The sequence below is a fragment of the Flexithrix dorotheae DSM 6795 genome, assembly GCF_000379765.1.
Taxonomy (GTDB): domain Bacteria; phylum Bacteroidota; class Bacteroidia; order Cytophagales; family Flammeovirgaceae; genus Flexithrix; species Flexithrix dorotheae.
In genome coordinates this window covers 1-13,154 of sequence record NZ_KB903447.1, presented here as the reverse complement: position 1 = coordinate 13,154, position 13,154 = coordinate 1, and the positions used below count along the sequence as shown (strand labels likewise).

Below are 13,154 nucleotides of genomic sequence, written 5' to 3'. Positions count from 1 at the left end.
TTTCTCTCAGAACCATGAAAGATTGAAGTGCATAGGAGCAATGCGGGCAAATCGCAAATGAAGGATACGGCTAGTGGAATTAACGTGAGCAAAGCAGATGAAAGTAAACCTTACATTAATCTACCTACTGCCCAACTTTAATCTGGACTAGAATCTAATTGCTATCTGTTTTAATATTGTGATATAAAAAGAAAAGATTAGGGACTATTAATGCCATAAATAGAAACTTCATTTTTTTTTCCTCTTAATTCTATTTTAGTAACAAAATCTATTGAATATCTAAAATCTCTTTGTAGCAGTTGAAAAAAACTTTCGGTTAATAATAAATTTTTTTTATAGGTTTTGCAAAGCTCCAGAATTCTTGCAGCAGTGTTTAAAACATCTCCATGATACACAAGGTTTTTTCTTTGCGCACCAACTTCAGTAACTGTGACTGTTCCTGAATTAATAGAAGCCTTAAAGTTTGGCAATATCCCAAATTTTTCCAGATAATTAGATTTATTGTCCTGGAGTTTTGAAGAAAATTCAATAAATAAATCCAAGACCTTCCTTTTGTCAAAAACATCCCCAATCCTCCAGGTTAAAACTACTTCATCCCCAACATATTGATATACTTCAGCTTCATAATAGGGAATAATTGTAGTAAGATCATTAAAACACTTATTTAAAAATCTACTATATTTTACATGTCCTAAATTTTCGGCAATTGTAGTGGAATTATTCAAATCGATAAACATAAAAATTCGTGCCTCTTCGAGAGGTTCATTATATTTTCCTGCCAAATAGCTTACGATAATTCCATGCCCAAATCTATTCCCAATTGCCCTAAAAAAATTTAGAACTCCACCAACAATAACAAAATAAATATATAATGATAGAAAAATTTCAGAATTGATTAAAGACCAGGAATTATTGATTGCGTGATGAAATGGTTCGTTTTGGAAAATAACGGTTAAAATAGTGTGGAGTCCAAATGCCGTGAAGATGATAAGAATTGAAAAAGATATTAACCGTAGAAGAAATTTTAAAAATAGAGGAATCCTATATTTTATTTTGGGAAATACTTTAAATTCTAAGAAAGCGATCCCGGCACCGATAAAAAGCCCAGCTAATGTAGGGGTGTACCATTTTAAATTTTGAGTATCTATGAGGTTTTTTATGCCTAACTGGTTTATTCCTGAAAGTTTAAAGAAAATAAATAAATTGGCTCCGAAAGTAAAACCTATGATTAAAATAATAATATCAATCAATTTTGGATATTTATTAGCAAATCGGGTGATTTTGTCCATAGTGCTTAACTTTCAGGGGAAGATAATTTTCTAGTAAAAGTGAGCTTTGCCTTTTACAACTTTAGGTACCAGAGTTCCACTCTGGGGATTCCATTTCGGAAAGCAAATTATAAAATGGTTATTTCTGTCCAACCACTTACTTAGGTTGGCCAAATTTTAAATTGTTGGTTTTATAATGAACTATCATATCAATTAATAAATATAAGTTCAATTTCAATGTGAGGGTTTTCATTGGAAATTCTGAATTTAGATTTGTCAAAGGTGGGTTTTCCAAATTTTGTATGGTATGATGCACCAACGGGTTCTTTAGGGAAACCTACAAAATTTTTATCAATGACATTGTTATTATTTTCGTCATGTGTGACCATTATGGCATAAGTTCCCAATGGAATATTTTCAAATTTATAAAATACATCTCCCTTTTTTGACTTCGCCTTTTCCCTTTTAAAGACTTTTCCAGTTGGTGAAAATTCGTTTTCATCATTAAATAACATGAAAATTACTTTCCCAATATCAGTTTCTACATCCTTCACCCTAACCGAAATGGTTCCTTGAGCTAAGGTGACTAAACTTATAAATGAAATTACAATCGTTAAAAGGCATTTATTTCTCATAAAAGATTTAGTTTTGAATTTGACTTTATTCCTTGGAAGGATAAAAGTTAACCATTATCCCTAACTACTTTTCCGGTAACTCAACACCGCCCAGCCATTAAAGAAAATCGCAAATCCGCAAAGGGCAATAAATTGTGGAATAAGTTCATTGAATGCACTTCCTTTCAGATAAACCATCCTTAATACCTGAATAATATATTTTAATGGACTAAAATGAGAGATAAACTGTGCCCAGTTGGGCATGTTTTCCACAGGAGTATAAAGCCCACTCATGAAAATAAAGGTAAGTACAAAAAAGAACATCATGAACATAGCCTGTTGGACTGTAATGGCATAATTGGAAATCACGAGACCAAATCCGGAAAAGGCCAGAATAAAAATGGTGGCAAAAAAGTAAATAGTGATCAGATAACCTTCCGGGAAAAGTTTCCAGACTAATAGGGAAACTGTAATGCCAATGGTAAGTACTACATAGCCGGAAAGCCAGTAGGGGATAAGTTTAGAAACAATGAAAGTAAACTTTTTCACCGGGGTAACATTCATTTGTTCGATAGTGCCATTCTCCTTTTCCCCAACAATATTTAGGGCTGGCAAAAAACCACAGATCATAGCTAAAACCATTATTAGAATAGCAGGAACCATGAAAACCGAATAAAGTAAACTGGGATTGTACCGATACAGCGGAATAATATCCAGATTTGGAATTTTCATTCTTCCATGATTTCCCATTAACTCCGTCTGAATATTTCCATTAAAATCTGAAATGATTCTAACTAAGTAGGCAGTGCCTAATCCTCCTTTATTTCCATTTACTGCATTGGCGGAAATCATCAGATTTGCTTTTCTTTCCTTTACCAGAGTTCTTTCAAAATTTGAGGGAATTTCCAGAATCAAGTCAGCCCGATTGGATTCAATAGTCCTAAGGGCTTTTTCATAATTACTGGCAACATTAGTGATATTGAAATAACCAGAAGCTACTACTTTCTGCACAAGACTTCTGGAATAGGAACTTTTATCGTGATCCACCAGACTGAGGTTTACATTTTTCACCTCAAAGTTGGCTACTAATGGATAAATTAAAATTGCAGTAAGCGGAAACATGATCACCATTCGGGGAACAAATGAATTCCTGAAAAACTGCTTAAATTCTTTTTCTAACAGAAACCTTAGCATGATTTAAGTTTTTTAACTATTATAAAGCTATTCCAATCTGATTTTAAATTTCTTTAAACTAATGGCAATCAGTACTATAGCCATGGCTGATAATACTGCTACTTCCATTATGATGGAAGTAAATCCCAATCCTTTGATCATCACATCCCGCATAGCAGAGATATACCATTTTGCCGGAATAATCTGGGCTACGTATTGCAAAACAATGGGCATATTTTCAATGGGGAACATTAAGCCAGAGAGCATAATAACCGGCATGAGCAAGCCAACTACAGAAAGTAAAAGGGCTACCAGTTGTGTTTCTACCATGGTGGAAATGAGTAAACCTAAAGCCAGTGCTACAAAAATGAACAGCAAAGAAACAAAGATGAGTAGGAAGAAATTACCTACAATAGGTACCTCAAGCACAAATACCGCCAGTGCAAGCACATTCATCAGATTCACCATGGAGATCACGAAATAGGGAATCACTTTTGAAATCACAATTAAAATGGGCGGCATGGGCGAAACCAGAATCACTTCCATAGTGCCCAATTCCTTTTCCTTCGCCATAGAAACAGAAGTCATCATGGCGCAGATCAGCATTAGCACCATTCCAATCACTCCCGGAACAATATTGTAGGCACTTTTCATGGTGGGGTTATACAGCAATTTTACCTCAGGTGTAATCTGAAAAGGGATTTCCCCAACTTCAAGCAATTCCTGTTGATAGCCTATAATGATATTAGTAGCATAATTGGTAATGGTAGAGGCGGTATTGGGGTCAGTACCATCGGCAATGAGTTGTACCTGAGCATCCCCTGTACGAATGATATTTTCGTAAAAGCCTTCACTAAAAACCACCAACAAACCAATTTTTCCTTCCTTAAAAATGGTTTCCATCTCATCAGGATTTTCCACATAGCCTTCCAAAGTGAAATACTCGTTTTTTTCCATGGTATTCACAATGCCCAGGGTAGCCATATCTCTGGAAGGATCGTAGATGGCAAACTTGGTATTCTTAATCTCGGTAGTAATGCCGAAACCAAACAGAATGATCATGGCAATCGGCAGTGCCAACAGCATCATCATGGTCCATCTGTCCCTGAAAATGTGGAAGAATTCCTTTTGTGTAAATATTAAAAACTGCCTCATTTTTAAAATTCTATTTCTGGCTTAAGTATAAGCGAAGCGACTACTTAAGCCTTGTTAATAAGTGGAAGTTTGCAACTTCCATCCAGTCAAAAAGATCTATTCCCAACCTTTCTCCAAATTACTTTTCACAGCAAGGTCTTCGCCAAAGACCTTGTGTCCATCGTGCTTCAGAAGCCAAATTGAGGCAGGGTCACAAAAATGCAGACCCTGCTGGGGAATTTTCTTCGTGTCCAAATTTCTAATTCCGTTTTGCCCTCCTGGCTAATTGGTGAAATACCTGATCCATATTTTCGGCTTCAAATTGTTTTTTCAAATTCTTTGGTGTATCCAGGGCTTCAATTCTGCCATCTACCATAATGGAAACCCGGTTACAGTATTCTGCTTCATCCATATAGTGTGTAGTTACAAAAACCGTAATTCCCCGATCAGCGGCATCATAAATTAATTCCCAAAATTGCCTTCTGGCAGCCGGGTCAACGCCTCCTGTGGGTTCATCCAAAAACACAATTTTTGGTTCGTGAAATATGGCTGCGGAAAATGCCAGTTTCTGCTTCCAGCCCAGTGGTAAAGATTTTACCATAGTATCTTTCTCACTTTCGAATCCAAGTTGTTGTAATAATTCATCTATTTTCGGTCCGATGGCCTTATTATCCATTCCATAAATTCCCCCATACAAACGCAGGTTTTCCCATACTTTTAGATCTTCGTAAAGGGCAAATTTCTGACTCATGTAGCCAATACTCTTTTTCACAGCTTCCGATTCCTTATCAATATCAAAACCTGAAACCGTTCCCTTTCCCGAAGTGGGTTTACTCAACCCGCACAGCATTCTCATGGCCGTAGTTTTTCCCGCTCCATTGGCACCCAGGAAACCAAATATCTCCCCTTTTTCTACAGCAAAAGAGATGTGATCAACAGCAGTAAACTGTCCGAAACGCTTGGTTAAATTTTCAGCTTCAATTACTTTCATTGAGTATTTAGTTAATCTGCCAATTCCATAAAACAATCCTCAATTCCTGCTTTTATGGGTTCGATATGAATTCCCTGATGCCCTTTTTTAGATAGCTCACTGGTTAACTTTTCAATAGAGAAATTCCCCCCGTTTTCAACCAGACTTTCTTTTTTAATGGTAATATGATGGGAGTCTCCAAAAGCAAAACAGGTATGCACATCTGCTTCCGCCCTCAAATCCTTCAGAAGTTTAGACATCTTGTCACTCTGAGCAGCCAACAGCACATTTTCGTATTGATTGATGATATTTTCAGGTGTATCTATTTTCAGGAAATTTCCATCCTGTATCAGCCCTATTCTGTTGCACAGACTGGCTTCATCCATATAAGGTGTAGATACCAGAATGGTAATTCCCTGATGTTTGAGTTTATCCAGCATTTCCCAAAATTCTTTCCTGGAAACAGGATCAACCCCGGTAGTAGGTTCATCCAGGAAAAGTACCACTGGTTTGTGAATTAAGGCACAACTCAGGGCCAGTTTTTGTTTCATCCCGCCAGAAAGGGCTCCAGCTTTTCTTTTTTTAAATGGCTCAATTTGCTGGTAAATGTCTTTTATGAGATGGTAATTTTCCTCAATGGTTGTCTCGAAAATTGTAGCAAAAATCTTCAGGTTTTCTTCCACAGTAAGATCCTGGTATAGGGAAAATCTACCCGGCATATAGCCAATTTTTTTCCTGATGCTTTTAAATTCCTTTACCACATCATTACCATCCACCGAAGCAAATCCGGAATCTGCCAACAGTAAAGTAGTCAGGATGCGAAAAAGGGTAGTTTTACCGGCACCATCTGGTCCTATGATCCCAAAAATTTCCCCAGCATCTACCTCAAAGCTGATGCCTTTTAAGGCTTCCACTTTACCATAATTCCTTTTAATATCCTGAACAATTACTGATTTCATATTTTATTGAAATTAGGGATTAGAAGTTGGATGTTAAATAATAAAAACTGAATTTGGATCGAGCATCCAGCTATAACTTTATACTATGCGCAGGATCACTCTGCGAGAAGACCCTGCCAGGACAAAAGAAGATAGTAACCCTGGCGTAAGCGTTCGCTTGATTTCCCATACAAATTTTCTTTTATTCCTCCGCAATTGGGCCATTCCCCAAACTCATCTTAAATCCACCGTACATTCCAATCTTTAAAAAACCATCATTTTTAACCGCAATTTTCACTGCATAAACCAGATTAGCCCTTTCATCCTGGGTTTGGATTGTTTTGGGGGTAAATTCAGATTTACTGGAAATCCAGGTGATTTTTCCTTTGTAGTTTTTGGTTTCGGTTTTCCCGAATTCAGCCAAAACATCCACTTCCTGTCCAATTTTGAGTTTTGCCAGTTGATCTCCGGTTACATAAGCTTTTAATATCATGTTGTCCACATCGGCAACTTTATATAATGCTTTTCCCATAGCAGCCATTTCCCCTTTCTCTGCATATTTTACAAGTACAGTACCATCGATTGGGCTTTTTACCTTACATTTTTCCAGTTGATCTTCCACCTGGGCAATCTGCACATCAATTGTTTTGCTTTGCGCATCAATAGCAGTTACATTGGTATTCAGACTGCTTTTTTGTGATTTTAGCCTGGATTCTAAAATTTCAATCGCAGCTTCAATATCATCCAGTTGTTTTTGGGTTGCTACATCTCCGGCAAGTAATTTTTTAACTCTTTCTTTTTCCCGTTCCTGTTTCGCAATTTCCCTTTCAGTAGCTTCAATCTGAGTCCGTACATCTGGCTTCCCTGATTCCACAGCATTTTTACTGGCTTTTAGCTGAAGTTTAGTGAGATATAATTGTGTGCTGTCAATTAATCCTACGATGTTATCCTTTTTTAATAGGTCTCCTTCATTAATATCAAAAGACAAAATTTTCCCATTTGCTTCAGCGGAAACGATGATTTCAGTAGCTTCAAACACACCGGTTGCATCAGCAAGGGATTCCTCTTCCACACAGGAGAAAAGGTGAGTGGAAAGCAAAATAATGATGGAAAAAAGAGGTTTCATTTTTATATGAATTTGCATTTTTAGAAGATTTTGTTCTAAAACATTTTATTAAGTCCTGAATCCTTGAAGATCTGGAGAGCTAAAATTCTTGTTTTAATTCCCAGATTTATTTTTATATTGATAGACTTTCATGAGGTATTGAATTTCATGCATGATCAGGTTTTGTTTGGCGGCATTTTCATCATTTACCTTATCCAGCAATTGAGACATGGTACTTACGCCATTTTCATATTTTACCTCATAAGCCTGTTTTATTCCGCTTTTTAAAGTAAGCAGTTCCTTGTCCTGATCGATTAAAGTTTTGAATTTATCGAGTTCCTGTTGAGTTTGTGTCAATTCTAGATTGGTGTTGAACAAAAAAGTTTCCCGCTGCACTTTTACTTTTTGCAGATTGATTTCTGTGAGCTTTTTATTGTTGTTATTTTGATAAAGATTACCTAGCGTCCAATTGAGGCTAAGTCCCCCAACCAAAATATTATTGAGTTTTGAAGTTCCAAAGTCTACCCCCGGTTGTATGAAAGTCCCAATGCCCATGATGCCAATTTTTGGATAAAGCATGGCTTTATCAATATTACTTTTGGCTTCAATCAGAAATTCCTGGTTTTGGTAAAGATTTAGTTCCGGACGGTTATTTTCCAGGGCTATAAATGAATCATCTATTGCAGGTCTCTCCAGTTTGGTTTTCGGTGGAATAGTTTCCCCTATCATGGCAGCTAACACATTTAAGTAAGCCTTTTTGTTGAATTGTAGCTCTGCCACCTTCTGATCCACATTAATAACTTCAACTTTAATTTCATCAATATCCGATTTAAAAGCTGTTCCATTTTCCACAGCCACTTCCACTCTTTTCATATTCCGCTGAAGGGTGGATTTCAGAATTTCCATTTGCGCAATCTGTTCTTCAATAAGCAAGACTCCAAAGAACAGATTGTTTACCCGTTCTTCCAGACTGTAAAGTGATACTTCAAGATTCGCTTTTTCAATTTCTGCATTGGCTGTTGTGGCTGCTTTACTGGCTTTAGTTAATCCCCCATCCCAGATTACTTGGTTAAACTGAACCATCGAAATCATGTTGAATTCGGTAGAGGAAGACTCGGAGCCAGGTGCACCAAATGAGGGCAGGCCTTCAATCACCCCACCAATCAAGGTGACATCCAATTGAGGTAAAAAAGCTTTTCCCGCATTGGAAAGCGTATATTCCCTGGTTTGTTCAATCAACTCATATTGTTGAATTAATGGGAAATTTTCCCGGGCTTTAGTTTGGCATTCTTCCAGTGTGATTTGACCAAATACCTGGGTGGAATAAAAGCTGATGCCAAAAAGGATGCTCCTCAAAATATTTTTCATAATATGACTAAGGTTTCAAACTTCTTAAAATAATTTCCACATTTTCCTTTTTTCTTCTTTCCCGAAGTTTGGAAAATTCTTCATCAGAAATTTTTGTAATGGTTTTAAACATAGGTTCAGCAAGGAAAACTATTATATTCAAAGAAACTATGCTCAATAAAAGGTCATAAACCGTCATTGGCCTCACATTTCCTTTGGAGATTTCCTCATCCAGTTCCTTTTGCATTTGAACCAAAACCATTTGGGGAAGATCTCCAATAATTTCTCTTATCGATTCCATCCGCTTCGGATTGGAGTTAATTTCACCAAAAAAGAAAAGCGGAAGTCTGGGATCTTCTTTAATCGCATCGAAATGAGATTCTATTTTCTTTTTCAATTTCTCTTCAAAGGGTAAATCCTCATGCCCTATTTGTAATAAACTCCCGATAAAAACCTTAATTTTTTTCTCGAAAATGGCATCAAATAATTTATCCTTGGTTCGGTAATAATAGTGAACCAATGCCTGATTGCATCCCGCTTCTTTGGCAATTTCTGTAGTAGAAGTTGCTTTAAACCCTTTTTCTAAAAACAACCTTGTGGCTACTTTCAGAATGGTAATTTCCATTTTTTCTTCCGCACTCATAACTTTATTTAATAAGTCTATTAAATAATGCAATTAAAACATATTCTATTTATAATTCCAAGAAAAATTTGAAAAAGTTATTTCAGAATAATTTAATATGAGGAACCATCAAAATTTTTATATGTAACCCGCCTGGGATTCGGTTGGAAAGTATGAAAAATAGTGGGGCAGTGTTAATGGATTATAAGAATGTAGCCATTTTGGATAGAGCATTTAAAATACACATGGTCATTTTCAAATAAAAATACACGGCATTATTTACTTAACATAATCAAAGTTATGATTATTTAAATAATAATGTTTTTTATTGAAATAGTTATATTTTGACTTAGCTGATTTCCTCGTAATAATTATCTTTAAAATTGCCCCACGGTTTTTAATTGTTCTTATTTAGAGAAACTCCCAAAGAAGGACTTAGGCAAAAAAAAAAATCTGCTTAATATAATTTAAAAAGAAGGTCAGGGGCACCGTAAGAAGGTATTCTGACCCAACTTATTCATCTCTTAATATATCAACAGGGTTAAGTCGAATTACCCTCACAACCTGTGAACCAATTGCAAGCATACCTGCACTCAATATGATTAATGCCCCCAGACCTAAACCATAATAACTGATATTTATCCTATAAGGAAAATTTTGCAGCCATAAGTCATTAATCCACCATGAAAGAGGCAAAGCCAAAAGGATTGAAATTCCTAAAAGGGTAATAAAACTTCCAGAAAGACTTGTAAATACCGCTTTCAGGTTGGCTCCCAACGCTTTCCTGATTCCCATTTCTTTATTGCGTGAATTTGTATTGTAAATGGCCATTCCCAGTAAACCAAAAGCTGCAATGGAAACACTTAAAACTCCAGCAAAACCTATTATTTTAGAAAGAATGACAAAAATAACCTGGGCTTCTTCCAATTGATCCCTGTAAAAATGAAATTCAAATTCATGCTCCTGATCAATTTCCTGCCATGCATTTGTCAGGCTTGTTTTTAATGCTTGAAAATCCTCTGAATTTACCTTAATACTAAGATTATTGTACGCATTGAGATTCGATCGAATTATAAATGGTCCGATTAGATCTTGAGCACTGGCATAGGAAAAATCCTTTAGCACTCCACTGATCATTACAGCTTCTTTTTCGATTGTCCAGGAACTTCCCAGGGCATCTGTGGGATTTTTAAATCCGAGTAACTTTACCGTTTTTTCATTGATCAGAATCTGATTTTTCACTCCATCAGCAGGAATATCTCCCACCAGCAAATCGATATTCATCATAGGAATAAAATTGCTTGAAGCATTGATACAATTCACATAAAATGAATCAACAGATTCATGAGAGGATAAATACAAGCCCATCTTCCGGTTTGTATTAAGCACAAGATTGGTTAATGAAGTCTCTGTTACTTCAGGTAATTTTTCAAATTGTGTTTTTATTATCTCTGGTTTATTGCCCTGTAAAGGAATGTTAATGACATTTTCTCCGTTCAGTCCCAGATCAGCACTCATAGTATGTTGAAACTGATCATAAGATGTAAGTGCAGTTACTACAAACACCATTGAAATACAAAATTGAGCCACCACCAGAATTTTTCTGGCTGTGAATTTTCGATTGCCCAGTTGGCCAAATCCTTTCAATACTTTTGCCGGATGAAAACGAGCCATAAAGCTGGCTGGAATAATCCCCGCAAAAAATCCAACAGAAAGTGCAAACAAAATAAACAACCCATAAACCATCCAATCAGATTTGAATTTAAAAAACATGTGAATGGCTGGGTCAATGCTCATAAATCCATCTATAACCCATTGAAGGAAAAAGATTCCAAACCCCAGGGAAATCAGGGAAATAAGCATGGCTTCCATCAGAAACTGAATAATGATTTGTCCTTTATTTGCCCCACTAACTTTTCTTATTCCAACTTCTCTGGCTCTGTTGAGTGAGCGGGCAATTGATAAATTGGTATAATTAAATCCTGCCATAAACATGATAAGGCCAGCAATTCCTCCCAAAAACCACAATACGAACATAGGCATTACACCCTCCGGAGCATTTGTCATTTCCTCCTTAAAAGGAGTGACTTCTTCCAATGGTTGCAATAATAGACGGGTATCTTTAAAATCGGGATGAACAAAACCATTTGCAGCTAATTTGGCCATATTTTCCTCCACTTTTTCAGGAGAAGCATTCTTTTTTAGTTTGAGATAGTTGAAGGAGGTGTAAATATTTTCCCAAGGTGTAACCGCCCTGATAGCTCCCCGGTCTTCTAATGATTGAATTGACTCAGCTGAACCCAACGCATCAAATTTCAAGTGCGTTTGTGTCCCATTTTCAGCAATTACTCCTGTGACCTGGTAATGCTGGGGTTCTTCTTCAACGCTCGTAAATAATGTGAACTGTTTTCCAATTGGATTGATACCTTTTCCAAAAAACTTTTCTGAAGTATGCTGGGCAAGTACAATGGTAAATGCTTTGGTTAGAGCGGTTTGTTGATTTCCATACAACATCTCATAGCCAAAAAATTTCAGTGCATTTTCCGAGGCAAACATACCTTTCATTCCCAGTTTTTTCCCATTTGCCAGTACCTCTCCCCTGAAACTTTCATTAAAAACAGCATAATTCTCCACAGCGGGATCAACCGCTGAAACTGCAGATGATATTTCATAAGGGGAAGTAGCCATTTTATTTTTCCTGCCTGTATCAGTAATTACCCTGTATATCTGGTCCTTTTCAGGAATATGGCTGTCTATAGCCATTTGCTCACGGATAATCATAATGATAAACAGGCAAACTGACATACTTAGGGATAAACCAATGATATTGATTGCCGAAAATGACTTGCTTTTTTTCAGGTTTCTCAATGTTATTTTAAGATAATTATGAAGCATAATGTTTGGATTAAAAATTGAATTTGACAGTAGATTTTTTTTAAGGGCATAAGGTCTGAAAGATCGGATCACATCAGCCCACAACATCCAGTGGGCCATCCTGGAACCTTTAGTGCTAACCCGCTGATGGAAAACTTCCTCCAGGTCTCCTTCTAATTCCTCCAGGCGATTAGGGTGGCAATACCATCTGAAAAATTGAAGCGGTCTTCGGGGAATTGGGTTTCTTTCTGATTTCATGATAATAGCATTAAATGGTTCATGTTGATAGCCCCCAGTTAAAGGCAATTTTTGGAATTCGATTGCGCAATCTATTCCGAACGGCCAGGTTTTCATCTAATACCTGTTTCCCATAGGGAGTGATATAAAAAAGCCGTTTGCGCTTTCCCCCTCTTGCCGAAGAAGACTCCCCTAGCTTTGAATTTAATAACCCTTTTTCTTCCAACCGATAAAGCACTGTATGAATGGCACTTAGATTTATTTCCCTGCCCGTGCTTTCAAAAAGCTCATTCACTATAGATACACTGTAAGCATTATCATAAAGCACGCCTACCGTTAGCATCACCAATTCTTCCAGTTCACCGAGATGATTTCTTTTCATAGGTCCAAAATTATATCCTTCACTTTTGTAAGTTTAATAAAGAGAATTTATTTCCTTCATATTTGTAAGTATTTTTACCTGAATGGTTTTTATCTTCTGTAAATGGGTAATCATAAAATTCCATGAGGTGTTTTAAATATTTCTCTTACCTTAAGTCGAGTAGTGACTATAAACTTTTAAACCAAATACTTTATATCCACCCCTTTTTATGCTTCTCTTTTTAATCCTCTCTTAAGGAGGGTTAACTCTCATACCGATTATCCTGCACAAAAGTAAAAATTCAAATAGAACAGTTTTCACTGTGTTATGAGAGAGGCATTAAATCGCAATAATAAATTGTACAAAACAAAGATTAGAGGCTGGACTGTAGTTGTTATTTTATTTTTCTGGAGCGGATGTAATTGTTGAGACCCATGTGATTATTGTAACCTAAATTTTTACTGATTCTCCTGATAGATACCCCATCTTTTAAATACTCTTTGATCAGTGG

Annotated in this window: 11 protein-coding genes; all 11 read right to left on the bottom strand. The window is 36.4% G+C overall.

Annotated features, from left to right (window positions below):
* Nucleotides 1–197: 197 nt before the first annotated feature.
* The 11 genes from A3EM_RS46020 to A3EM_RS0119465 all read right to left on the bottom strand — a co-directional run bounded on the left by A3EM_RS46020 (nt 198) and on the right by A3EM_RS0119465 (nt 12,664).
* Nucleotides 198–1,289: an adenylate/guanylate cyclase domain-containing protein gene (locus A3EM_RS46020; RefSeq protein ID WP_020529928.1), complete on the bottom strand. Its 1,092-nt coding sequence runs from the start codon at nt 1,287–1,289 to the stop codon at nt 198–200.
* 188 nt (nt 1,290–1,477) lie between these two features.
* Entirely contained in the window at nt 1,478–1,822 is a 345-nt protein-coding gene (locus tag A3EM_RS0119515) for a DUF2141 domain-containing protein (protein WP_157637978.1), read from the bottom strand.
* Nucleotides 1,823–1,963: 141 nt separating this feature from the next.
* On the bottom strand, nt 1,964–3,076 hold the full coding sequence (locus tag A3EM_RS0119510; protein WP_020529926.1) for an ABC transporter permease: 1,113 nt from the start codon (nt 3,074–3,076) through the stop codon (nt 1,964–1,966).
* Between the two features lie 27 nt (nt 3,077–3,103).
* Nucleotides 3,104–4,210 (bottom strand): ABC transporter permease, encoded by a 1,107-nt coding sequence (locus A3EM_RS0119505; RefSeq protein ID WP_020529925.1) that lies wholly within the window; start codon nt 4,208–4,210, stop codon nt 3,104–3,106.
* A gap of 238 nt (nt 4,211–4,448) precedes the next feature.
* A complete protein-coding gene (locus A3EM_RS0119500) occupies nt 4,449–5,180 on the bottom strand; it encodes an ABC transporter ATP-binding protein (RefSeq protein ID WP_020529923.1) in 732 nt (243 codons plus the stop codon).
* A gap of 11 nt (nt 5,181–5,191) precedes the next feature.
* Nucleotides 5,192–6,118 (bottom strand): ABC transporter ATP-binding protein, encoded by a 927-nt coding sequence (locus A3EM_RS0119495; protein WP_020529922.1) that lies wholly within the window; start codon nt 6,116–6,118, stop codon nt 5,192–5,194.
* 181 nt (nt 6,119–6,299) lie between these two features.
* Nucleotides 6,300–7,223: an HlyD family secretion protein gene (locus A3EM_RS0119490; protein ID WP_026210419.1), complete on the bottom strand. Its 924-nt coding sequence runs from the start codon at nt 7,221–7,223 to the stop codon at nt 6,300–6,302.
* Between the two features lie 93 nt (nt 7,224–7,316).
* Complete coding sequence (locus tag A3EM_RS0119485) at nt 7,317–8,570, bottom strand: TolC family protein (RefSeq protein ID WP_020529920.1); 1,254 nt, start codon at nt 8,568–8,570, stop codon at nt 7,317–7,319.
* A 7-nt stretch (nt 8,571–8,577) separates the two neighbouring features.
* A complete protein-coding gene (locus tag A3EM_RS0119480) occupies nt 8,578–9,192 on the bottom strand; it encodes a TetR/AcrR family transcriptional regulator (RefSeq protein ID WP_020529919.1) in 615 nt (204 codons plus the stop codon).
* Between the two features lie 492 nt (nt 9,193–9,684).
* Entirely contained in the window at nt 9,685–12,303 is a 2,619-nt protein-coding gene (locus A3EM_RS0119470) for an FtsX-like permease family protein (RefSeq protein WP_020529917.1), read from the bottom strand.
* 19 nt (nt 12,304–12,322) lie between these two features.
* Nucleotides 12,323–12,664: a PadR family transcriptional regulator gene (locus A3EM_RS0119465; protein WP_020529916.1), complete on the bottom strand. Its 342-nt coding sequence runs from the start codon at nt 12,662–12,664 to the stop codon at nt 12,323–12,325.
* Between the last annotated feature and the right edge of the window lie 490 nt (nt 12,665–13,154).